Source organism: Streptomyces sioyaensis, from assembly GCF_004122735.1.
In the GTDB taxonomy this organism is placed as follows: Bacteria; Actinomycetota; Actinomycetes; order Streptomycetales; family Streptomycetaceae; genus Streptomyces; species Streptomyces sioyaensis.
Map to the genome: position 1 here is coordinate 1 of NZ_SDIF01000020.1, position 23499 is coordinate 23499.

General features: G+C 72.7%; 18 protein-coding genes. 10 read left to right on the top strand and 8 right to left on the bottom strand.

All coding sequences use genetic code 11. The annotated features are described in order from the left end of the window. The first annotated feature begins 285 nt into the window (after positions 1-285). A complete protein-coding gene (gene tsaD / locus EST54_RS09790; protein WP_129247108.1) occupies positions 286-1356 on the top strand; it encodes a tRNA (adenosine(37)-N6)-threonylcarbamoyltransferase complex transferase subunit TsaD in 1071 nt (356 codons plus the stop codon). A 31-nt stretch (positions 1357-1387) separates the two neighbouring features. Here the strand turns inward: tsaD and EST54_RS09795 are convergent, their stop codons facing one another. Further along, positions 1388-1657, bottom strand: a complete 270-nt coding sequence (locus EST54_RS09795; protein WP_239013197.1) for a hypothetical protein — start codon at positions 1655-1657, stop codon at positions 1388-1390. Between the two features lie 237 nt (positions 1658-1894). On the opposite strand from EST54_RS09795, the gene EST54_RS09800 reads away from it, so the two are divergent. From EST54_RS09800 to EST54_RS09810, 3 genes are all read left to right on the top strand, one after another. Next, the gene (locus EST54_RS09800; protein ID WP_129247110.1) at positions 1895-2914 is read left to right on the top strand and encodes a cation diffusion facilitator family transporter; all 1020 of its coding nucleotides are present in this window, start codon (positions 1895-1897) and stop codon (positions 2912-2914) included. A 124-nt stretch (positions 2915-3038) separates the two neighbouring features. Then, entirely contained in the window at positions 3039-3644 is a 606-nt protein-coding gene (locus EST54_RS09805) for a DUF11 domain-containing protein (RefSeq protein ID WP_129247112.1), read from the top strand. 165 nt (positions 3645-3809) lie between these two features. Further along, positions 3810-4799 (top strand): hypothetical protein, encoded by a 990-nt coding sequence (locus tag EST54_RS09810; protein WP_129247114.1) that lies wholly within the window; start codon positions 3810-3812, stop codon positions 4797-4799. Between the two features lie 16 nt (positions 4800-4815). Here EST54_RS09810 and EST54_RS09815 read toward each other — a convergent pair whose 3' ends face one another. After that, on the bottom strand, positions 4816-5757 hold the full coding sequence (locus EST54_RS09815) for an NADP-dependent oxidoreductase (protein ID WP_174857424.1): 942 nt from the start codon (positions 5755-5757) through the stop codon (positions 4816-4818). 339 nt (positions 5758-6096) lie between these two features. On the opposite strand from EST54_RS09815, the gene EST54_RS09820 reads away from it, so the two are divergent. Together EST54_RS09820 and EST54_RS09825 are read left to right on the top strand one after the other, a co-directional pair. Next, on the top strand, positions 6097-6810 hold the full coding sequence (locus tag EST54_RS09820; protein WP_129247116.1) for a response regulator transcription factor: 714 nt from the start codon (positions 6097-6099) through the stop codon (positions 6808-6810). Between the two features lie 116 nt (positions 6811-6926). Next, complete coding sequence (locus EST54_RS09825; RefSeq protein ID WP_129247118.1) at positions 6927-8087, top strand: betaine/proline/choline family ABC transporter ATP-binding protein; 1161 nt, start codon at positions 6927-6929, stop codon at positions 8085-8087. Between the two features lie 157 nt (positions 8088-8244). Here EST54_RS09825 and EST54_RS09830 read toward each other — a convergent pair whose 3' ends face one another. From EST54_RS09830 to EST54_RS09840, 3 genes are read right to left on the bottom strand one after another with little or no spacing between them, the layout of a single operon-like run. Next, positions 8245-9195 carry an ABC transporter substrate-binding protein gene (locus EST54_RS09830; protein WP_244942483.1) on the bottom strand — a complete coding sequence of 317 codons (951 nt, stop codon included), beginning with the start codon at positions 9193-9195 and terminating at the stop codon, positions 8245-8247. Further along, on the bottom strand, positions 9192-9866 hold the full coding sequence (locus EST54_RS09835; protein ID WP_129247122.1) for an ABC transporter permease: 675 nt from the start codon (positions 9864-9866) through the stop codon (positions 9192-9194). The genes EST54_RS09830 and EST54_RS09835 overlap by 4 nt, the downstream gene beginning before the upstream one ends. Continuing rightward, positions 9863-10612 (bottom strand): ABC transporter permease, encoded by a 750-nt coding sequence (locus EST54_RS09840; protein ID WP_129247123.1) that lies wholly within the window; start codon positions 10610-10612, stop codon positions 9863-9865. Before EST54_RS09840 ends, EST54_RS09835 begins: the two co-directional genes overlap by 4 nt. Before the next feature lie 298 nt (positions 10613-10910). On the opposite strand from EST54_RS09840, the gene EST54_RS09845 reads away from it, so the two are divergent. Next, positions 10911-11747, top strand: a complete 837-nt coding sequence (locus EST54_RS09845; protein WP_129247125.1) for a polysaccharide deacetylase family protein — start codon at positions 10911-10913, stop codon at positions 11745-11747. Positions 11748-12105: 358 nt separating this feature from the next. Here the strand turns inward: EST54_RS09845 and EST54_RS09850 are convergent, their stop codons facing one another. Beyond that, positions 12106-13407, bottom strand: a complete 1302-nt coding sequence (locus tag EST54_RS09850) for an alpha/beta hydrolase (protein ID WP_129247127.1) — start codon at positions 13405-13407, stop codon at positions 12106-12108. An 828-nt stretch (positions 13408-14235) separates the two neighbouring features. On the opposite strand from EST54_RS09850, the gene EST54_RS09855 reads away from it, so the two are divergent. The 3 genes from EST54_RS09855 (at position 14236) to metG (ending at position 19567) form a co-directional block, all read left to right on the top strand. After that, a complete protein-coding gene (locus EST54_RS09855; protein WP_129247129.1) occupies positions 14236-15801 on the top strand; it encodes a vWA domain-containing protein in 1566 nt (521 codons plus the stop codon). Between the two features lie 239 nt (positions 15802-16040). Beyond that, positions 16041-17618, top strand: coding sequence for an MFS transporter (locus EST54_RS09860; RefSeq protein ID WP_239013196.1), 1578 nt, complete (start codon positions 16041-16043; stop codon positions 17616-17618). A 230-nt stretch (positions 17619-17848) separates the two neighbouring features. Continuing rightward, the gene (metG, locus tag EST54_RS09865; RefSeq protein WP_129247131.1) at positions 17849-19567 is read left to right on the top strand and encodes a methionine--tRNA ligase; all 1719 of its coding nucleotides are present in this window, start codon (positions 17849-17851) and stop codon (positions 19565-19567) included. A 96-nt stretch (positions 19568-19663) separates the two neighbouring features. Here metG and EST54_RS09870 read toward each other — a convergent pair whose 3' ends face one another. After that, positions 19664-21400 (bottom strand): hypothetical protein, encoded by a 1737-nt coding sequence (locus EST54_RS09870; protein ID WP_129247133.1) that lies wholly within the window; start codon positions 21398-21400, stop codon positions 19664-19666. Positions 21401-21635: 235 nt separating this feature from the next. Continuing rightward, a complete protein-coding gene (gene aspS, locus EST54_RS09875; RefSeq protein WP_129247135.1) occupies positions 21636-23399 on the bottom strand; it encodes an aspartate--tRNA ligase in 1764 nt (587 codons plus the stop codon). Between the last annotated feature and the right edge of the window lie 100 nt (positions 23400-23499).

The following is a 23499-nucleotide window of genomic DNA, read 5'->3' on the forward strand; positions in this document are numbered from 1 at the left end:
CCCGTCCCCCGGACCGGTTCCTGTCCGCCGGACCGGTTCCTGTTCCCCCGGACGGGATCCGGTCCGGGGGGACGGGCTCCCGTCCGGGGGAACAGGAACCGGTCCGGCGGACAGGAACCGGTCCGGGGGACGGGAGCCGAACTCTACTGACCGGTCGGACGGCCCCCGCCCGCGGGGAGCCTCCACCGCACCACACGCCCCTTATTGCACATAGGTTGCACTTGCCTGCCACTTGCGCAATCGGCCTAATATGGGCCGCCGGGAACGAGAAGGGGTGGTCGGTCAGTGGGCTCACCGGTGGTGCTGGGCATCGAGTCGTCCTGCGACGAGACGGGCGCCGGGCTGGTGCGCGACGGCCGGCTGCTCGGGCAGGCGCTCGCGTCGAGCATGGCCGAGCACACCCGGTTCGGCGGTGTGGTGCCGGAGATCGCCGCCCGCGCGCATGTGCACGCCCTGAACCCCGTCGTCCGCGGCGCCCTGGACGAGGCCGGGCTGCGGGCCGCCGACATCGGGGCGGTCGCGGTGACCTGCGGCCCGGGGCTGTCCGGCGCGCTCCAGGTGGGGCTGGCCGGTGCCAAGTCCCTGGCGTACGCGCTGGGGGTGCCGCTGTACGGCGTCCACCACCTCGCCGGGCACGTGGCCGCCGACACCCTCGCCCACGGCCCGCTGCCCGACCCCTGTGTGGTGCTGATCGTCTCCGGCGGCCACACCTCACTGCTGCTCGTCCGCGACCTGGCCCGCGACCGCATCGTGCACCTCGGCGACACCCTGGACGACGCCGCCGGTGAGTGCTTCGACAAGGTCGCCCGGGTCTTCGGGCTGCCGTACCCCGGCGGCCCGGCCATCGACCGGACAGCGCGCGCGGGGGATCCGTGCGCTGTCCCCTTCCCCCGCCCGCTCACCACCGGCCCGCCCGCGATGCGCTTCGCCTTCTCGTTCTCAGGGCTGAAGACCGCGGCGGCCCGGTGGGCGGAGCGCCATCGCGCCGCGGGCCGCCCGCTGCCGGTCGCCGACGGCGCGGCCGCACTCCAGGAGGCGGTCGCCGACGTCCTGACCCGCAAGGCGGTGGCCGCCTGCACCGAGCACGGGGTGCGGACGCTGGTCGTGGTGGGAGGGGTGGCCGCCAACTCACGGGTGCGGGCGCTGGCCCAGCAGCGCTGCGCGGCCGCCGGACTCACCCTGCGGGTCCCGCCGCCGCGGCTGTGCACGGACAACGGCGCGATGATCGCCGCGGTCGGCGACCTCCTCGTCCGCTCGGGCGCCGCACCGGCCCCACTGGACGTCTCGGTCGATCCGTCGGCACCACTGGAGTACGCGGCGCTGCATCCGGTGGGGCGGGGGGCGGCCGCGGTGTGACCTCGGGCGGTCCGTCGGCCGCCCCACCGCCTCACGTCAGCAGCGTGAGCAGGAACTGCCCCGCGAACAGGAACGACGCGCAGAAGCCGAGGACCGCCGGCAGCCACTGCCAGATGCCGCGCGGGGCGTCGAAGCAGGCCAGATGGCCGAGGACGGCGAGCACGCCGGTCAGGGCGCCCAGCCAGAAGGGCAGGCCGTCGTGGTGGGTGTACAGGATGGCGACGGCGGCCAGCAGACCGAGCACCGCCATGATCTGGCCCCTGCCGGGCGCGGGCCGCCGGGTCTCGCCCGTAGCGCTCATGCCGCCGGATGCTACCCGCGCCGGACGGGCCGCGGCCGTTGCCCCGCCGTACGGCGCCGGCCGCCCGGCCTCCGTTTCCCGCTCTCCCTCCCCCGCCTCCCGCACCGCTCTGACCAGGCACGATCGGCGGTTCGACGGTAATGACAACGGTCACCGGTGCAGCCTTTGGATCTTTCGCCGAAGTGCGGTTTGCTTCCCAGGAGGAGCCAGTGGCAGCAAGCCAGGAGGGAGGCGTCCATGACCGAGCACGCCCACGGCCAGGGGCACGACCACAGCCATGCACACGGAGTCTCGGCGGACGCCGACCGGCGCTGGCTGCGCGGCGCGCTCATCCTGCTCACCAGCTATCTGGCGATCGAGGTCGTCATCGGTGTGGTGGCACAGTCCCTGGCGCTGATCGCGGACGCCGCCCATATGCTCACCGACGCGGTCTCGATCGTGCTCGCCCTGATCGCGATGCGGCTGGCCGCGCGCCCGGCCCGCGGCGGGTACACGTACGGGCTCAAGCGCGCCGAGATCCTCTCCGCGCAGGCCAACGGCATCACCCTGCTGCTGCTGTCGGTCTGGCTGGGGTACGAGGCGGTCCAGCGGCTGATCACGCCGCCCGCGGTGACCGGCGGACTGGTGCTGATCACCGCGCTGGCCGGGGTCGTGATCAACCTGATCTGCACCTGGATGCTGTCCCGGGCCAACCGCTCCAGCCTGAACGTCGAGGGCGCCTACCAGCACATCCTCACCGACCTGTTCGGGTTCGTCGCCACCGCCGTCTCCGGTCTGATCGTGCTGACGACGGGCTTCCGGCAGGCGGACGCGATCGCCTCGCTGGTGGTCGTGGCGCTGATGCTGCGGGCCGGTACGAGCCTGGTGCGCGAGTCCGGCCGGATCTTCCTGGAGGCCGCACCGGCCGGGGTCGACCCGGACGCGCTGGGCGATCACCTGTGCGCCGCTGACCAGGTCGTCGAGGTGCACGATCTGCACATCTGGCAGATCACGTCCGGGCAGCCGGCGCTGTCCGCGCACATCCTGGTGGAGCCGGGCGGTGACTGCCACAAGGTCCGCCGCAGTCTGCAGGAGCTGCTGAGCGGGGAGTACGGCATCACCCATGCCACCCTCCAGGTCGATCACGTCGGCGAACAGGGCGCGCCCGACGACGTCCTGACCCTCGGCCCGCGGCCCGGCCCCGCCCCGGAGCAGCAGGCCGAACACTGCGCGGACGCCCACGGTCCGGTGCACCGGCCGGGGCCGCACACGCACTGAGGGCCCGGTCGTACGGGCCGCGTGCCCGGACGTCGCCCCGCTGCCGCCCCTCACTCGGGTGAACCCGGACCGGGGAGGGAGCCGTCTGCCGCCGGTGCGGCGGCCGCGATGCTCCGATGACGGCATGAGAACCGCCGTTGTCTGCGCGCTGCTGTGCGCCGCCACGCTCCTCGGACCGTCCGCCGTCGCATCGGCCCCGCAGGCACCGCCGCCCGCCGTTTCGGTGTCGGTCGCGGTGACCGACGGCGTCGACGACACCGAGGCCGGCAAACGGCTCGACTACCGCATCACGGTGCACAACCTGGGGCCCACCGACGTCCACCGGGCCCGCATCGAACAGGAGATGCCGGCCACCACGACCTCCGCCACCGCACCCGGCGGCACCGTCGAAGGGCGGGGCACCGGCGAGCAGAAGGTGATCTGGCGCTCCGACATCCCCGCGCACGACATCCAGGTGTTCACCGCCACCGCCGTGCTCGGCGACCGCACCGACCTCACCGCCACCGCGGCCCCCGGCAGCATGCGGGCCGCCGCGACGGTCTGCGTCTACGTCGGCGGATCCTTCGCGCCCACGGCCTGTTCGGGCGATCTCGACGACCTGCCGGAGACACACCCGGAGGGCGGGGGCGGCGACGGCTGGGTGTGGTGGGCGGTGGGCGCCGTGGCCGTCGCGCTGCTCGGGCCGGGTGTGGTGCGGGCGGTGCGGCGGCGGGCCGCGGCACAGCACTGAGCGCGGGCCGCGCGCCCGGTCACCCGTTGGCACCGGCCCCGCTCGCGGACGGCAGGAGTTCCCACTTGCCTGGGAGCAGGCCGCGGGGCGCGCCGGGCGGCACTCCCCCGGGCCCGACCGAGCCGAGGGACGCCGACCGGATTGCCGCCAGGAGGGACCCCACCGATGTCAGCGAGCGCACCCGTACGCCCGGGCGGGCGGGTGCCGGCGGGGGAGCCGCCACCGCGCGGGCCGCGGACGGCCTGGCGGGGCGTGGCCGGCGGGGTGCTGCTGCTGGTGGGGGTGGTGCTGCTGCCGCTGGGGCTGGCCGCCGTCCGGGCGCGCGCCGAGCTGACCGAGACCGACGGCTATGTGGCGGCGGTGGCGCCGCTGGCGGGAAACGCCGCCGTCCAGGAGGCGGTCGTCGGCGATGTGACGGACGGCGTGATGGCACATGTCCGGCTCGACGGGCTGCTCAAGGCCGTACCCCGCGCCGAACGCCCCGCGGTGCGCCGCCACTTCACCCGCGGCATCCGCGAGTACGTGACCCGGCAGGTGCGGCAGGTCGTCACCGGCCGCGGCTTCCCGGCGATGTGGAACGGGGTGCACCGCACCGCCCACCGGACCCTGGACGGCAGTCTGGCCGCACCCGGCCGCTCCTCGGTCACGCTCGATCTCACGCCCGTCGTGGAGCGGGTCAGACATCAGCTGTCCCACAACGGCGTGGGGCTCGACCTCGTGCGCCAGGTGCCGCGGGCCGGAGTGCAGATCGTGCTGCTGAAGGCCCCGGACGTGCCGCGTGTCCGGGCGGCCTACGACCTCGTGCACGCCGGGGCACGGCTGCTGCCGCCGGCCGCGGCGCTGTGTCTGGCCGGCGGGCTGGTGCTGGTACGGCGCCGGCGGCGGGCGCTGATCGGTGCCGGGGCGGGCTGTGCGGCGGCCGCCGCGCTGCTGGCCGTGGCGCTGGCGCTGATCCGCCGCCGCACCCTGGACGCGCTGCCGGCCATGGTCTCCCGGCCCGCCGCGGGCGCCTACGCCGACGCACTCACCGATCCGCTGCTCACCGGGGTCTGGCTGCTCATCGGCGCGGGCACCCTGACCGCCGCACTGGCCGCGGGCGGACCACCGGCGGCCCGGGCACTGCGCGCACGGCGGCTCGCCGCGCGTGCCGCATAAGCGTGGTGACCCGCGCTCAGATCGCCAGCACCGTCTTGCCCTGGGCCCGGCCGGTGCGGCTGGCCGCGAGGGCTTCCGGCGCCTCCTCCAGGGGGACCTCGCGGCCCACCAGGACCGTCAGCCGGCCCGCGTCGACCTGGCCGGCGAGGATCTCCAGCAGCTGCGGGGAGGGGCGGTTGACGAAGTTGAAGCCGCGGAGGTTGTGGTCGGTCAGCTCGTCCGCGTCGGCCGAGCCGATCAGCGAGACGGCGATCCCTCCGTCGCGTACGGTCCGGGTCAGCTTGGCGAAGTCCTCGGGGCCACCGGTCATGTCGATCAGCACGTCGACACCGTCCGGATGGGCCGCCAGAACCTGGTCGGCGACCGACCCCGCGGTGTGGTCGACGGTCTCCGCGGCGCCCAGCGTGCGCATCAGCTCCGCTTTCGCCGGGCGCGCGGTGGCGATCACCTCGGCGCCGCGGCCGGCCGCGAGCTGGGTGGCGAAGGTGCCGACGCCGCCGGTCGCGCCGACGATCAGCACCCTTCTGCCCTCGCCGATCCGGGTCTCCTCCACCAGGTTGTACGCGGTCATGCCGGCCGTCGGCAGCGCCGCGGAGGTGGCATAGGTGACGCTGCGGGCGGCGTGGGCGATGCGGTCCTCGTCGGCGAGGGCGAGTTCGCAGTACGAACCGCCGCCCTGCTGCGGCCGCTGGAACTGGCCGAACACCGCGTCGCCGATGGTGAACCGCCGTACCCCGGCGCCGATCGCGAGCACCTCGCCGGCCCCGTCCGTCCCCATGACCAGCGGGAAGGAGACCGGCACGGCATCCCCGAACATCCCGTCGGCGATCTTCCAGTCGATGGGGTTGAGTCCGGCGGCGGCCAGCCGCACCAGGACCTCACCGGGCCCTGGGTCGGGCTGTGGCAGATCCATGAGCTGCGGCTGTTCACCGAATGCGCTGACTGCTACGGCTCTCATGTGGCGTTCCCTTCCACCCTTCCGACCGGTGGCCGAAGTGGATCGTAAGCACGCCGGTGGGGCCGGATGTGGCAGGAGGGGAGGCGGTGCGGCGGAAGCAACTCTTACGGCCCCCCGGGCAGGGGCCGCCTGGCCCCGGGCCCGATGACCGGGTGGCGCCGAGGGCCGCACCGCCCGTCCGGGCGGCCGGTCCGGGGGCCGGTCCGGGGGCGCGGCGCGGCCCGCGCCGGGGCCCGACGGGCCGCCGGGCGGACCCAGCGTGGTGAATTCCCCGGCCCGCGGGGTCGCGGCGGAGGAGGTTCCGGCAGCCGGACGCGCAGCTCGGGTACACATGACGCCATGCGCGTTCTGGTGGTGGAGGACGAGGAGTTCCTCGCGGACATGATCGTCTCGGGGCTGCGCCGTGCGGAGCTCACAGTGGACATCGCCCACAGCAGCCGCGCGGCGCTGGACAGGCTCCGGCGCGACGCCTACGACGTGCTCGTCCTGGACCGCGATCTGCCCGGTCTGCACGGTGACGAGGTCTTCCGGTACGTGGTGGAACAGGGGCTGCCGACCCGGGTGTTGCAGCTCACCGCGGCCGGCCCGGCGCCCGGCCCCGACGGGCGCCGGGAGCCCGGCGCGGACGACCGGCTGACCAAGCCCTTCGCGTACGAGGCGCTGCGCGACCGGGTGCTGGCGCTGGGCCGGCGCGCCCGCTCCGACCGGCCGCCGGTGATCGAGCGGGCCGGGGTCCGCGTCGACACCGGGCGCCGACTGGCCCTCCGCGACGGCCGGCCGCTGGCGCTGTCCCGCAAGGAGTTCGGCGTGCTGGAAGTGCTGCTGCGCGCCCAGGGCACGGTGGTCAGCGGCGACGAGCTGATCGAGGAGGTATGGGAGGAGCACCCCAGCTACCGCGCCAACTCCGTACGCGTCACGCTCGGCACCCTGCGCGCCAAGCTCGGCGACCCGCCGGTGATCGAGGCCGTGCCGGGCGCCGGGTACCGGATGGGCGACGGAGCGGAGCCGGGCGGTGGAGGGGAGCCGGAACCGACGGCGGGCGCCCGCGGCTGAGCCGGTGCCCGGCTCCCGGCTGACGGTCCGTATTCCCGCCCCCGCTGACGGCCCTCGTCCCCACCCGATTGCGCGCATGACGGGTCGGGGCGCGGACCACGGGATTCAATGGCGCAATGATCCGGTTCGACTCCGTCACCAAGCGCTACCCCGACGGGACCACCGCCGTTGACGGCCTCTCCTTCGAGGTCGGCGAGGGGGAGCTGGTGACGCTGGTCGGGCCGTCCGGCTGCGGCAAGACGACGACCATGATGATGGTCAACCGGCTGATCGACCCCACCCACGGCCGGATCAGCGTCGACGGTGCCGACATCGCCGGCGTCGACCCGGTCCAGCTGCGCCGCCGGATGGGCTACGTCATCCAGCAGACCGGCCTCTTCCCGCATCGCACCGTCCTCGACAACACCGCCACCGTGCCCGTTCTGACCGGCTGGAAGAAGGCCAAGGCACGCGAGCGGGCCGCCGAACTCCTGGACCTGGTCGGCCTGGACCCGGGCGTCTACGGCTCGCGCTACCCCGAGCAGCTCTCCGGCGGCCAGCGCCAACGGGTCGGGGTGGCCCGTGCGCTCGCCGCCGACCCGCCGGTGCTGCTGATGGACGAGCCGTTCGGCGCGGTCGACCCGGTCGTCCGCGACCGGCTCCAGAAGGAGTTCCTGCGGCTCCAGGCGACCATGCACAAGACCGTGCTGCTGGTCACCCATGACATCGAGGAGGCCATCCGGCTCGGCGACCGGATCGCGGTCTACGGGACGGGCCGGATCGAGCAGTACGACACCCCCGCCAGCGTCCTCGGCGCCCCCGCCACCCCTTATGTCGCCGAATTCGTCGGCACCGACCGTGCGTTGAAGCAGCTCTCGGTCACCACCATCGACCGCGCCGACCTCGAACGTCCGCCGTTCGCCCGGCTCGACGAACCCGCCGCGGAGGCCATGACCCGGATGCGGACCGAGGGCGCCCGCTGGGCGGTGGTGCTCGACGAAGAGGGCGAACTGCACGGCTGGGTGGGCACGGAGGAACTGGTGGGAGCGGCCGGCACGGTCGCCGGTCACGCCCGCCGGATGGAGGCCTGGGTACCGGTGACCGGCACCCTCAAGGACGCCTTCAGCGAGATGCTCAAGCACGACGCCGGCTGGATCGCGGTCCTGGACGGCCACCGCTTCCTGGGCGTCCTCACCCCGACCACACTCCATGAGGCGCTGCGCCGCACGATCGGGGGCAGGGGCGAACGAGGCGTCCGGCGGGAGCGGGCCGAGGTGGATTCGGTGCCTACCCAGTGAGCGCGGCGGGGGCGTGGGGAGGAGCGGGAAGGGGCCGGGAAACCGCCGGGCGTTTCACGTGAAACGTGCCGTGCCGTGCCGTGCCCACCGTGCCGTGCCCACCGTGCCGTACCCAGCCGTGCGTGCTGCTGCTGCCACCGCCCCCGTCGCCGCCCCCTCAGCCCTTGGGCAACAACCCCTTCGACTCAAGGTAGTTACGGGCCACATCCGCCGGCAGCCGCCGCCAGCTGTCCACCTCCTCGTTGAGGTACGCCAGATCGGCGGTGGTGAGGACCTTGCTGAGGCGGTTGAGCGCGGCGGCCACACGGGCGCTGCCCGCGCGGGAGCGGTTGACGACCGGGAGGACGTAGTCGGCGTTCTGCAGCTTCTTGTCGTCGGTGAGCAGCACCAGACCGAACTGGTCGAGAGTGGCATCGGTGCTGGTGGTCAGCACCATCTGGTCCTGCCCGTTCTGGACGGCCTGCTTGGCGGGCGTGGTGCCCACGCCCTTCGGGTCGATGGCGGCGATGTTGATCCCGTACTTCTTCTTCAGCCCCGGCGCACAGAACGGCCGCTGGACGCACTCGTCGCCCGCCGCAAGACGCACCGGCAGCTTGGACCGGCCCAGGTCACTGAGGGTCTTGAGGTGGTGCTTGCGGGCGTAGGCGGCGCTCACCGCGAAGGCGTTCTGGTCGACGGCCCGGCCGGCCGGGAGCGCGGTCAGACCGCGGGCGCCGGCGAGCCGACGCAGCACGGCCATCGTGGCGCCGAGGTCGGGCGAGGCGACCGGGGCCGCCGCGGATCCCTTGTTCTTGGCGTTGAGCCAGTCCGCGAAGGTCGCGGCGTACTCGGGGACGACATCGATCTGCCCGGCCTCCAGGGCGGGTTCGTACAGCTCACGGTTGCCGACGGTCACGACATGGGTACGGTAGCCGGCGTGGTTGAGCAGGGCCGCGTACATCTGCGCGAGCAGCTCGCTCTCGGTGAAGCCGGCCGAGCCGATGGCCAGGTCATGGCTGTCGCCGGGGGAGGCGGTGATCGCGGACCGGGTCTCCAGGGAGGGCCCGCTGGTACAGGCCGCGAGACCGAGCGCGGTGAGGACCGCGAGGGCCGTCGCGGCCGCCCTCACCGGGCCCGCCCCCGCACCCACCCCGGCGCGCACCGCTGCACCAGCTCGAAGGCCGCCTCCATCAACAGGGCGAACACCGCGACCAGCACGGCACCGGCGACCACCTGCGGGGTGCTGGCCAGGTTGAACCCCGCGGTGATGATCCGGCCCAAGCCGCCGCCGCCGACCAGCGCGGCGAGCGTCGCCGTGGCCACCAGCTGGACCGCGGCGATCCGGATGCCGGTCAGGACGAGGGGAAAGGCGAGCGGCACCTCGACCCGGCGTACCAGCTGCAGGCCGGTCATCCCCATGCCCCGCGCGGCCCGCACCACGTTCTGGTCCACCTCCCGCATCCCGACGTACGCATTGGTGAGCAGCGGCGGAATGGCGAACAGCACCAGCGCGATGATCGTCGGCCATTGACCGTACCGTCCGATCGGGGTGAGCAGCAGCAGGACCAGGACGGCGAAGGTCGGCACCGCACGGCCGACGTTGGCCAGATTGACGGCCAGCGCGCCGCCGCGCCCGAGGTGACCGAGGGTCAGCGCGACCGGCAGCGCGATCAGGGCGCTGAGGACCAGGCAGGCGAAGGTGAGCACCAGGTGCTGTTCGAGGCGGTGCCAGACGCCGTTCTCGCCGGACCAGTGGGAGGCGGTGGTCAGCCAGGTCCAGACCGCCGAGAGGGTGTTCATGTCCGCCGCCCGGGGGCCGCGGCCGGCTCTGCGCCTCGCGCGGTGGCCCGGGCCCGCACCCGCGTCCGCCGGCCCGCCCGGCGCCAGGGCGTGAGCAGCCGTTCCGCGCCGAGCAGCAGCAGATCGAGCACGACCGCGATGAGCACACAGAGCACGGACGCGGTGAGCACCTGCGCCTTGAAGAAGGAATTCATGCCGGCGTAGATGAGGTTGCCCAGCCCGCCGTACCCGACGATCGCGCCGACGGTGGTGAGCGCGACCGCGGAGACCGTGGCGATCCGCAGCCCGGCCATCGCGGCCGGCAGGGCCAGCGGCAGCTCCACAGTCAGCAGTTGGCGCATCGGCCCGTAGCCCATACCGCGGGCGGCTTCCTTGGCCTCGGCGGGGACGCCCTCCAGCCCCGCCAGGAGGTTCCGGACCAGCAGCGTCAGGGAGTACAGGGCGAGACCGACCACGACGAGGGTGGCGGACAGCCCGTAGACCGGCAGCAGCAGCGAGAACATCGCCAGCGACGGGATGGTGTAGATCACCGTGGTGAGGCCGAGCACCGGCCCGGCCGTCCAGCGCCGGCGGCGGGCCAGCAGCGCCAGCGGGACCGCGATCACCAGCCCGAGCGCCACCGAGACCACCGTCAGCTGGAGATGCTGGGCGACCGCGTCGAGCAGGATCTGCCGACGGGTACTCAGATAGTCGCCGCAGATCCAGTCGTTTCGGGCCAGGCAGTCGTCCGGAGGCGGTGCGGTCACGGTACGAGTCCACCCCGGCGGGCGCGGAGTGTCGCGGCGGACGCGTCCGATCGGGGCGGCCGCGGACGACCGCCGCCGACCGGCGCGCGGCCCGCTCCCCTTGCCTCCTCGCCTCGCGTACACACCCCACGTATACATCGCATGTGTACTGCCTGTGTATAGTCACCTCCGAGTCCCTTCGACCGCCGTGAGCGCGGGTCGGCGCGGCGCGGCCAGGCCCGTACGCGTCGGCTTCGCCCTGCCCGGAACGCAGGTCACGGGCCCGTAGGCGGCCGTCCGCACCCGAGGAGAGACCCGCATGCCGAAGCAGATTTCCGCGGCCCGCCGCACATCCATAGCCGGGCTGCTGACGGCCACGTCCCTGGTCCTGGCCCTCAGCAGCTGCACCTCCTACGACGTCACGGCCCCGGCCGACGCCCGCGCCGACGCACCGGCGGCCGACGTGAAAGCGAAGGACGCCCGGCTCGCCGCGGCCGGGGACGCGAAGGACAGCCGGAAGACCGCGAGCGCGCGCGGCGACGAGGTCGACTGCCGCAAGGCCAAGTGCGTCGCCCTCACCTTCGATGCCGGCCCCAGCGAGAACACCAACCACCTGCTGGACATCCTCAAGCGGGAGAAGGTGCATGCGACGTTCTTCATGCTCGGCAAGAACCACATCGAAAAGCGCCCCGCCGAGGTGAAGCGGATCGACGCCGAGGGCCATGAGCTGGCCAACCACACCTGGTCGCACCAGATCCTCACCGACGTCAAGCCCGAAACGGCCTGGCGCGAGATCTCCCGCGTCCAGGACGCGGTCCGCAAGATCACCGGCAAGTCGCCCAAGCTGATGCGTCCGCCGCAGGGCAGGACCGACAAGGACGTGTCCAAGATCAGCAAGGAACTCGGCGTGGCACAGGTCCTGTGGAGCGTGACCGCCAAGGACTACGAGACCAACGACTCGGCCCTGATCACCAAGCGGGTGCTGGAACAGACCGAGCGCGACGGCATCATCCTGCTGCACGACATCTACCGCGGGACCGTGCCGGCCGTCCCCGGCATCCTCAAGGAACTGAAGAAGCGCGGCTACACGGTGGTCACGGTCTCCCAGCTGCTCTCCCCGGCGAAGCCGGAGCCGGGGATGGTCTACCGGCCGTAGTGCACGGCAGGGAGCGGGCGCCGCTGAGCCGGCCCCGCCGCCGCGTACCGCCGGCGTCGCGACGCCCTCCCCGCCGCGTACGGCCGGCACCGCTGAGCCGCCGCCGGTCACCGCGTCCCCCGCCCGGTCACCGGTGGCCACCCCGCCCCGGCACCCTGTTGCGTACGCGCCATGCGGTCGCTCCCCGGTGTGCGACACGGGCAGTGCGCCCCGATGGGACGTGCGGGTACCCGCGGCAGGGGCGATCATGCGGCGGCGCCACCACACACCGCAGGGGCGCCGGATCACTCCGGCGCCCCTGCTCAGGTCCTGCGATGCGCGGGCGCTCAGCACACCCGCGGCTCAGCCCACCCGCGGCTCACCCCCGCGGGCGCTCCGCCTCCACCCGCCGGCGGCCCTTGTCGTCGGTCGGGGCCGGGGACTTGGACGGCCCGGTCTGCGGCCCCGCGGCACCGCCCTTGCCCGCTCCCGGCTTGCGCGACGGGGCGACGGCCTGCGTGTCCTGCGGGAACGTCAGCTGCTGGCTCTGCCACTCCAGGGCCGGGACGACCTCGCGCCGCCAGGTCGTGAACTGGTGGCTGCCCTGCGGCAGGATGATCGAGTCGACCGTCATCGGCGACTTGGCCGCATGGATGAAGTTCATCGTGGCGCCGTAATCCGCCTCGCCCTTGCGGCTGCTGGCCACCAGCGCGGAGATCTGCGGGGCGGGCAGGTGCTTCATCCGCCACAGCAGATCGTGCTCGCGCTCGCGCTTGGCGCCCTCCGGCCCCGGGCCGAAGAGGCTGCCGGTGGTCAGGTCGTCCTTGATCGCGTAGTCACCCGAGAGCGAGACCGCCGAGGTGTAGACCTTCGGGTTGCGCATCGCCAGCTGGAGCGAGCAGGTGCCACCCGACGAGTACCCGAACGCGCCCCAGGCACTGGGGTCGTGGCCCACCCGGTAGGTCGACTTCATGGCGTCCGGCAGGTCCTTGGTGAAGAAGGTCTCGGCCTGCGGCCCGCCCGGCACGTCCACACACTCGGTGTCCCGCGGCGGCGCGATCGTCGGCCGGACCATCACGATCACCGTCGGCTGCATCCGGCCCTGCGAGATCAGCCGGCCCGCGTTCTGCGGCACCTGGAGGTGCTGGGCGAGGTTCATGATTCCGCCGGGGTAGCCGCTGATGACGACCATGACGGGGAACCGCTGACGGCGGTACTGCTGCTGGAAGTACTGCGGCGGCAGATAGACGAAGCCGGGGTTGATGGCACGCGTGCGGCGGCCGATGATCCGTACGGACTCGACCTTGCCCACCTGGTTCGCCGGCCCCTTGGGCAGTCCGGACACGCGGTCGAGGCCCTGCGGGCCCGCGGGCTGGATCAGTCCGCCCTTCATGTTGCCGACCGAGGCGAACTGACCGCCGCCCTGGCTCACGGACACCGGGGCCTTGTCGTTGTTGCCCAGCAGCTCGTCCCAGTTGCCGTAGAACTCGAAGTTGGTGTTCACGGCGAGGGCGAGCGCGCACACGATCGACAGCTGGGTGACCGCGATGGCTCCCAATCTGCCCAGGACGGGGCCCACCCCGTGCCGTGACAACCGGGGCCAGAGCCACACCGTGGCGGCCACACTCGCCACCGCCAGCACGATCACCGTGTACTCGAGCGACTGACTGGTCAGCCCCATGCGCCCACATCTCCCGTCACCCGCGAAAGGGTTCTTGCCTTCTTCCGGCCGCCTAAGGCACAACGTGCGGCTCAGGACAATGGTCACCGGAGAAGATGGGCACACCTGCGCATCGGATACGTGAACGACCTAGTTCTTACCTCGCTCTTGCCACATCGTTTCCGCGGCGTGATGTGCGACGAGGAACGACGGAGCCCGCGACGGCGGAGCGAGTGCGGCGCGCGCACGGTGCGGGGAGCACGAAGAGCCCAGGTCAGCGGGTGTTTCGCGGCCGTGGCACGGACGCGGAGGCCCGGACGACCGCGGACGGAGCGATCGCTTCCGGCCCCACAACTCCCGCCACTTCACACATGGCCGAATCAACTCCCCTTCCCCCTGCGGCCGTTCGCGACACCTGCCCGTCCGATGTGGCGCCAAGGGGGAGGTAAGCCGCATGACACCCCATGTACGAACAGCTCGGGATCCGGTGGGCGATGCGCTCGGGATCCGGTTTGCGAACAGCTCGGGATGCGGGGCACTTCGAGGGGGACGCGGCGCCGTGATGAACGGCGGAGGAACAATTCCGGGAAGGCCGGGACGGCTCGTCAGGACTGCCGAGAGGCTCGTCCGGCCGGCCGGGCAACCTCGTACGCAGGACGAACGCGGCGACGGCGCGCTGGCCGAAACCAGTCGCCCCCGCAACACCCCCGGATGGCCCACCACACAAGGCGCGGGGTCCCACGACGAGGCCGGTCCCGGCCGCTACCCTTACGTATCCGTCCTGGTCAGGGACATGTCCGTGCTTCACGGACAAACGCCGCACCCACCACACGCAAGAGAGGTTCGCCGATGGGCATTCGGAGTCTGCTGCGCAACGCTTTCGGTCGCTCCAAGGCGACCCGCGAAGAAACCGGCGCGGCCCCGAGCGGCGCCGACAAACGGGAGTCCGCGACCATTCCCGAGGCCCGCGAGGAGTCCACCCCGGCCCCTTCCACCCCGGCCCCGGAAGCCGAGGTCCCGGCCGCACGGACGGCCCCCGCGGAGTCCCCGGCCCCCGACCCGGCTCCGGCGACCCCGACGCTGCCGGCCCAGGGCACCCGGGCCGATGTGGCGGAGCGCGCGGCGGAGACGTCCGCGGCACGGGACGAGTCCGCCGTACGGGACGAGGCCGCCGTGCGGGACGAGGCCGAGGTGCGGGACGAGGCCGAGGCGCGGGACGAGTCTGCGGCGGAGTCCCTCACGGCGGCCGAGCCGGCTTCCGCCGAGCCGGTCGAAGCCGCCGACGCTTCCGCCGACTCCTCCTCCGACGCCGTCTCCGACCTCGTGAGCCAGGCCTTCGACAACCCGGCGCCGGCGGCTCCCGCCCAGCCGACCGCTGACACCGCAGCACCGACGGCGGAAGCAGAGGCCGCAGAGGCCACGGAGGCGACGACCGCGGAGGCAGCGGAGCCGGAGCCCGTGGCAGCGGCCGCCGAGCCCGAACCCGTCGCAGCGGCCGCCGTCCCGGAGCCCACGAGCGCGCCCGAGACGAAGAGCGCCGCCGAGTCCGAGCCCGCGGCTGCCGCCGTCGCGGAGCCGGAGCCCGAGCCGGAGCCCGAGCCGGAGCCCGAGGCAACGGCTGAAGCCGCGCCCGCTCCCGCGCCCGAGCCCGAGGCGAAGCCGGAACCCGAGGCAACGCCGGCCCCCGTGGCCGCCGCGGCGAGCGAGACGAAGGCCCCCGCCACGCCCCAGGCCCTCGACAGCCTCATCAAGTCCGCGGCCGCCGTCCTGGACAAGCACGGCCTCGCCACCCAGCGCGCCGTCGTCTACCTGGTCCTCGACCGCTCCGGCTCGATGCGCAACTACTACAAGGACGGCACCGTCCAGAACCTCGCCGAGCAGGCCCTCGGCCTCTCCGCCCGGCTCGACGACGCCGCCACCGTCCCCGTCGTCTTCTTCTCCACCGACATCGACGGCACCGCCGACCTCGACCTCACGCATTACGAGGGGCGCATCGCGGAGCTGCACGCCGGTCTCGGTCACATGGGCCGTACGAACTACCACTGGGCCATCAACGCCGTGGTCGACCACTACAAGAAGTCCGGCTCCACCGCGCCGGCGTTCGTCATCTTCCAGACGGACGGCGCCCCGACCTCCAAGCCGGCCGCCGAGAAGGCGCTCTGCGAGGCGGCCGGGCTCCCCATCTTCTGGCAGTTCCTCGGCTTCGGTGACCCGGACGCCAAGGGCTTCGACTTCCTCCGCAAGCTCGACGACCTGACCGTCCCGGAGCGGCGGGTCGTCGACAACGCCGGCTTCTTCCACGCCGGCCGCGACCCCCGCGGCCTCTCCCACGACGAGCTCTACCAGCAGCTCATGGTCGAGTTCCCCGAGTGGCTCGCCGAGGCCCGCGGCGCCGGCATCCTCAAGGACAGCTGACCTCCGCGCTCCGCTCACGACACCTCACCGGCCGCGGCCGGGCCCCACCGGCCCGGCCGCGGCCGCTGTCATGAGCCCGCCGCCCGCGCCCTCCCCGGCTCCGCGGCCGCCCGCACGAGAGGCGAGCCCCCGCCCCGCTACCTACGCTGAATGGGTGACGAGCCCCGTGTGATCCGGTTGCTCCGGTGTGGGCGGCGAGGTGGTCGGGGTGGCCCTACAGCCGAGCGAGGCCGGTCGTGATGAGTGACGCGAGCCAAGAGGGAGCCGCCGCCGGTGCTCCCGGCCCCACAACTCCCAGCTGGGCGGTGTCGGCACCGCCCGATCCGCGGCGCTGGTGGGGGCTGGTGGTGATCGCGATTGCGCAGCTCATGGTGGTGCTGGACGCGACGATCGTGAACATCGCGCTGCCCTCGGCCCAGCGGGACCTGGGGATATCGGACGCGAACCGGCAGTGGGTGATCACCGCGTACACGCTCGCGTTCGGCGGGCTGCTGCTGCTCGGCGGGCGGATCGCCGACCTGGTGGGGCGGAAGCGGACCTTCATGATCGGCCTGGTCGGGTTCGCGGTCGCGTCGGGGCTGGGCGGTGCGGCCACCGCCCCCGGGCTGCTGTTCGGGGCGCGGGCGCTGCAGGGCGCCTTCGCGGCGCTGCTGGCGCCGTCCGCACTGTCGTTGCTGACCACGACGTTCACCATCGGCAAGGAACGCAGCAAGGCCTTCGGCATCTACGGGGCCATCGCGGGCGGCGGCGCGGCCATCGGGTTGATGGCCGGCGGGCTGCTGACCGAGTACCTGACCTGGCGCTGGTGCCTGTATGTGAACGTGCCGGTCGCGGTGATCGCCTTTACCGGCGCTGCCGTGTTCCTGCGTGACAAGCCCGAGCGGGACCGCGTCCACCTGGACGTTCCCGGTGTGGTGCTGGGCTGCGGCGGCCTGGTCGCGATCGTCTACGCGTGCAGCGAGGCGCAGCCGCGGGGCTGGGGTGACGGGCTGGTCGTCGGGCTGCTGGCCGGCGGCGTGCTGCTGCTGGGCGTCTTCGCGTGGTGGCAGACCCGGGCCCGCCATCCCCTGCTGCCCTTGCACATCGTGCGGAACCGGAATCGCGGGGGCGCCTTCCTGACCATGGGGCTGGCGGTCATCGCGCTGTTCGGGATGTTCCTGTTCATGACGTACTACCTGCAGACCGTGCTCGGCTACTCCCCGGTGAAGACCGGGCTGGCCTTCCTGCCGATGGTGGCGGCGATCGTCGTCGGTTCGACGCAGATATCGGCGCGGCTGCTGCACCGCATCCCGCCGCGGTTCCTGATGGTCCCGGGCGCGCTGCTCGCCTCCGTGGGGCTCTTCACGCTGAGGTTCCTGACGGCCGCGCCCGCCTATGTCTCGCATGTGCTTCCGGCCATGCTGCTCGTCGGTCTCGGCATGGGCCTGACCTTCATGCCGGTGATGGCGACGGCCACCTCCGGGGTGGCGCCCCACGACTCCGGTGTCACCTCCGCGACGGTCAACACCGCGCAGCAGGTGGGCGGTTCGATCGGGACGGCGCTGCTGAACACGATCGCGACCTCGACGAGTGCGACCTTCATCGCGAGCCGGCTGGCGGCCGCGGCCCGGCAGACCACCGGCCCCGGGCTCACCCCGGCGGTGCGCGACGGGATCGTGAAGAGCGGGGTGGTGCACGGGTTCACCGTCGCCATCGGGGTGGGCTCGGCCATCATGCTGCTGGCCGCCCTCGTCGCCGGGCTGATGGTCAACGGCCGGGCCCCGAAGCACGGCCCGATGCCGGCAGCGAACGCGGAGTCGGCGGACGCCGCGGTGTGAGGGCGGGGCCCGGCAGGACGGGGGGCGCCGGACGGGGCGGGTGCCGGCCGAACGCCGCCGGGGCAGACCGTCGGAGGGTGCGGCTGCCCGCTGAGCGCCGGGCGCGGCGCGGCGGCAGGCCTCATCGGACCCGGGAAAGCCCGCGCGGGCACCCCCACCCCGTCCAGTACGATATTGACGTTCCGTAAAGCAAATCCAAACTCACCGTAGCGACTTGGGAGCAGCCGGCAATGGCTCGACACCTCATCACCAGCGCCCTTCCGTATATCAACGGGATCAAGCACCTGGGCAACATGGTGGGGTCCATGCTCCCGGCCGACGTGTACTCCCGCTATATGCGCCAGCGCGGGCACGACGTGCTCTACATCTGCGCGACGGACGAGCACGGCACCCCCGCCGAGCTGGCGGCGAAGGAGGCGGGGCAGTCGGTCGACGCCTTCTGCGCCGAGCAGCACGACAAGCAGAAGGCGATCTACGAGGGCTTCGGGCTCGAATTCGACTACTTCGGCCGGAGCTCCTCCCGGGAGAACGTCGAGCTGACGCAGCACTTCGCGCGCAAGCTCCACGAGAACGGCTTCATCGAGGAGCGGGCGATCCGCCAGGTCTTCTCGGTCGCCGACGACCGCTTCCTGCCGGACCGCTACATCGTCGGCACCTGCCCGCACTGCGGCTACGACAAGGCGCGCGGCGACCAGTGCGAGAACTGCACCCGGGTGCTCGACCCGACCGATCTGATCGACGCCCGCTCCGCGATCAGCGGCAGCGGCGAGCTGGAGGTGCGGGAGACCAAGCACCTCTTCCTGCTCCAGTCGAAGCTGCAGCACGAGGTCGAGGGCTGGCTGGACGGCAACGGCAGCAAGGAGTGGCCGACCCTGGCCTCGTCCATTGCGCACAAGTGGCTGACCGAGGGCCTTCAGGACCGGGCGATCACCCGCGACCTGGACTGGGGCGTTCCGGTGCCGGCCGATGTGTGGCCGGAGCTGGCGGCCGAGGGCAAGGTCTTCTACGTGTGGTTCGACGCGCCCATCGAGTACATCGGGGCGACCAAGGAGTGGGCGGACGCCGCCGACGACGACAGCCGCGACTGGAAGTCGTGGTGGTACGAGGCCGAGGACGTCCGGTACACGGAGTTCATGGCCAAGGACAATGTGCCGTTCCACTCCGTGATGTTCCCGGCGACGCAGCTGGGCACCCGCGAGCCGTGGAAGAAGGTCGACTTCCTCAAGGCCTTCAACTGGCTGAACTACTACGGCGGGAAGTTCTCCACCTCCCAGCGGCGCGGCATCTTCACGGACGCCGCGCTGGAGCTGCTGCCGGCCGACTACTGGCGCTACTTCCTGATCGCCAACGCCCCGGAGTCGGACGACACCTCCTTCACCTGGGAACTGTTCTCGTCCTCGGTCAACAAGGACCTGGCGGACACCCTCGGCAACTTCGTCAACCGTGTGCTGTCGTTCTCCCGGAAGCGGTTCGGCGACGAGGTGCCCGCGGGCGCCGAGGCCGGGGCCGCCGAGCAGAAGCTGGGCGCGGAGATCGCCGGGCTGCTGGCGGAGTACGAACGCCACATGGACGCCCTCCAGTTCCGCAAGGCCGCGGCCTCGCTGCGCGCCCTGTGGAGCGCGGGCAACTCCTACCTGGAGGAGAAGGCCCCGTGGCTGGAGATCAAGACGGACAAGGACGCGGCGGCGCTGACGCTGCGGACGGCGATGAACCTGATCCATCTGTACTCGGTGGTCTCCGAGCCGTTCATTCCGGCCTCGGCCAAGGCGATGCGGGGCGCGTTCGCCCTGGAGAACGACACCGCGGTGTGGGTCTCCCCGCAGGAGGCCGAGGCACTGGCCTCGGTGCCGGCCGGGACGCCCTTCACCGTCCCGCCGGTGCTCTTCGCGAAGATCACCGAGGAGGACCTGGAGTCCTACCGCGCGCGCTTCGGCGGCGCGGAGGAGTAATCCTCCCCGCCCCCGAGCACCCGCGCCCGTCCGGCCCTTGCAGCCGGGCGGGCGCCTGCCTGTGCGGCCCAGGAAGGCCCGCGGCTCCGCCCCGGCTCACGGCCGGGCCGGCGGTGACACATACGCGCTCAGCGGTTCCAGGCCCGGCACCCGCCGCAGCGGGACCGGCCGCCAGCCACGGGCGTAGGCGGGCGGCTTGTCGCCGGTGCGCAGCAGGACGGCGGCCGGGCGGTGCGCCCCCAGCCGGGCCAGCGCGGCGGGGCTGATGCCGGCGTCATGGCCGTACGGCTGACGGGACGCGCAGCCCACCTGATACGCCACCCGTACCGCCTCCTCGCCGCTGACCACGCACGGCGGCCGAACCCCGGCCGCGCGCAGCATCCCGGCGACCCGGCCGATACCGGTCTGCGCCCGCACGGTGCTCCGCACCATCTTGTGCACGATCACCAGCTGGATCGCCTCATGACCGAGCAGCACGAGGACGAGGGCGGCCACCGCCCAGCCGTGCCCGCGCCGCGGCAGCCGGGTCAGCCAGTACAGGAACCAGGCGGCCGGCATCAGCAGCAGGGCGTAAGCGGGCAGCAGAAAGCGCGGAGCGGCGTAGTCCACCGTCAGGAGGTAGGGGGCGGCGAGGCCGAGGCCGGCCAGGGCCGCCAGGACGAGCGGGGCCGGTCCGTACCGGTGCACGGGGCCGGCACCGTCGCGCAGACGCACCCCGGACCACGCCGGACGGTAGCGGTACAGCGCCTCGGCCGAACCGGTGCCGTCGGCCGGGACGGCGGGGGCCCGGAGTCCGGCCGACGGGACGGGGGCCAGCCCGAGCGGCCGGTCGTCGCGGCGCGCGGTCGGCCACACCGGCCCGTATCCGAGCAGCGCGCCGCCGGAATCGCGGGCGCGCAGCGCCACCCAGACGGCTCCGATGACCGCCAGCGGCAGCAGGAACCACCACACCGCCGCCACCGGGTGGTCCCACGCCAGATGACAGGGGCGGCAGAGCGTCTTTCCCTGGAGCGCCCGGGCATGGTCGTCGAAGGACAGGTGCCAGCCGAGGCCGCCCTGGATCCGCGCGGCCTGCCGCAGCCGGGCGAGGAGCCCGCCGTAGGACAGATAGGCCTCCGCGACCCACTCGGCGCACCCCAGGGCCAGACCGGCCAACAGCCCCAGCAGCACGGCAGGGCGCCGCCATGCCGGTACGCACAGCGCCGCGGCGAACAGCGGCACGACCAGCCACACGGCGTCGGTGGGGCGCATCAGCGCGGCCAGCGCCACCGCGGCGGCCAGGCCCAGCGCCGCGCCCCGCCCGGCACGGGGCGCCAGTTGGCGGGACGGCTGCCGTACGGCCCGCAGGAAGCAGCCGGTGGCGACGAGCGCGGCATAGGCGACCCACAGGTTGGGCATCGCCTGCGGACCGTAGAAGAGCGTGACCCACAGACCCGCGAAGAGCGCACCGCCCAGGGCCGGTACGGGGGCGGGCAGCAGGCGCCGCCAGACGCACAGGCTGAGCAGCAGCCCGGCGCCGGAGAGCACCGCCAGATAGCAGTGCAGCACGGGGGCCGAGGTCGTCAGGGCGGCGGCCGGGGCGAGCAGGAAGGAGACCCCTCGGGCCCGCGGGGCGCTGAAGAACGCGGCCGGCCGGTGGGGGTCGACCTGGCTGACGTAGACCGCCTCGTCCCATCCCAGGCCGGGGGTGGCAAGGGCCGAGTAGATCAGGCAGGCGGTGAAGACGACGGCGACGGCGGCGAGCCACCACAGGTCACGGGCCGGGGCGGAGCGCACCGCACGGGCCCTCGGCTCCAGGCCGGACATCGCGGAGAGGAGGCTGGCTTGCTGCATGGGCACCAGAGTGCGGGCGGCGCCGGGCCCCGGCCACACGGATGGAGCGGTCGGGGCACCCGGGCGGAACGGTCAGGGCACCCGGCCCGCGCCGCGGGCCCGCCCGCACCGACCGTTGCCGCACCGTCCGTGGTCGCCCGCCCGGACGCGCCACGGGGCCTTGCACAGGCAAGGGGCGGCGTTTCACGTGAAACGCCGCCCCTCAGCCTGCCGGGGTTCTGTGCCCCGGGTCGTGCTACTTCACCTGCGGCTTGCGGATCGAGAGGTGCAGCTCCTTGAGGCGCGCCTCGTCGACCTCGCTCGGGGCGCCCATGAGCAGGTCCTGGGCGTTGCCGTTGAGCGGGAAGGCGATGGTCTCGCGGATGTTGGGCTCGTCGGCCAGCAGCATCACGATGCGGTCGACGCCGGGGGCGATGCCACCGTGCGGCGGGGCGCCGAACTTGAAGGCGCGCAGCATGCCGCCGAACTCGGCCTCGACGGTCTCCTTGTCGTAACCGGCGATCGAGAAGGCCTTGTACATGACCTCGGGCTCGTGGTTACGGATCGCGCCGGAAGACAGCTCGGTGCCGTTGCAGACGATGTCGTACTGCCAGGCCAGGATGTCCAGCGGGTCCTTGGTCTCCAGCGCCTCCAGGCCGCCCTGCGGCATGGAGAAGGGGTTGTGCGAGAACTCGATCTTGCCAGTGTCCTCGTCCTTCTCGAACATCGGGAAGTCGACGATCCAGCAGAAGCGGAACTCGTCCTCGACGAAGTGGCCGGCGCGCTTGGCGGCCTCGACCCGGACCGCGCCCATGATCTTGGAGACCTCGTCGAACTCACCGGCGCCGAAGAAGACGGCGTGACCGGGCCGCAGGTCCAGAGCGGAGACCAGCGCCTTGATGTCGTCCTCGGTGAGGAACTTGGCGATCGGACCGGTCAGCGCATTCTCGTCACCGACGCGGACCCAGGCCAGGCCCTTGGCGCCCTGCTGGACGGCGAAGTCGCCCAGCTGGTCGAAGAACTTGCGCGGCTGGTCACCGGTGTCCGGCACGGCCAGGGCGCGGACGTGCTTGCCGGCGAAGGCCTTGAAACCGGAGCCCTCGAAGACGTCGGAGACATCCACCAGCTCCAGCTCGGCGCGCAGGTCCGGCTTGTCGGAGCCGTACTTGAGCATCGCCTCGCGGAACGGGATGCGCGGGAAGGGCGAGGTGACCGTGCGGCCGTTGCCGAACTCGGTGAACAGCTCGGTCATCAGCTGCTCGACGGGCTGGAAGACGTCCTCCTGCTCGACGAAGCTCATCTCGACGTCGAGCTGGTAGAACTCGCCCGGCGAGCGGTCCGCACGGGCGTCCTCGTCGCGGAAGCAGGGCGCGATCTGGAAGTAGCGGTCGAAGCCGGCGATCATCAGCAGCTGCTTGAACTGCTGGGGGGCCTGCGGCAGCGCGTAGAACTTGCCGGCGTGCAGGCGGGAGGGGACCAGGAAGTCGCGGGCGCCCTCGGGGGACGTCGCGGACAGGATCGGGGTCGCCATCTCGTTGAAGCCGAGGGCCACCATCTTGTGACGGATGGCGGAGATGACGGCGGTGCGCAGCATGATGTTGCGGTGCATCCGCTCGCGGCGCAGGTCGAGGAAGCGGTACTCCAGGCGGCGCTCTTCGTTGACGCCGTCGTCCGCGTTGATCGTGAAGGGGATCTGCTCCGCGGCGCCGAGCACCTCGACCTCGGAGACCTCGATCTCGATCTCGCCCGTCGGCAGCTCGGGGTTGATGTTGTCGGCGCCGCGCGCGCTGACCTTGCCGTCGATCCGGACGACGGTCTCCTTGGTCAGGGAGCCGAGGGCCTCGTTCGCCGGGGTGCCGGGGCGGGCGACGAGCTGGACCAGACCGTAGTGGTCGCGCAGATCGATGAAGAGGATGCCGCCCAGGTCACGTCGATTGTGCAGCCAGCCGCTGAGGCGGACGTCGGTGTCGACGTCCGCGGCTCGGAGCTCGCCGCAGTTGTGGGACCGGTACCGATGCATCGCTCATCCAAGTCGTCGCGAGGTCGAGGTGAGGAGTTGTCGGGAGAGGGAGAGGAAAAGGAGTACGGGCGCGGATGCCCGGTCGCTCTCCCCGTGGATC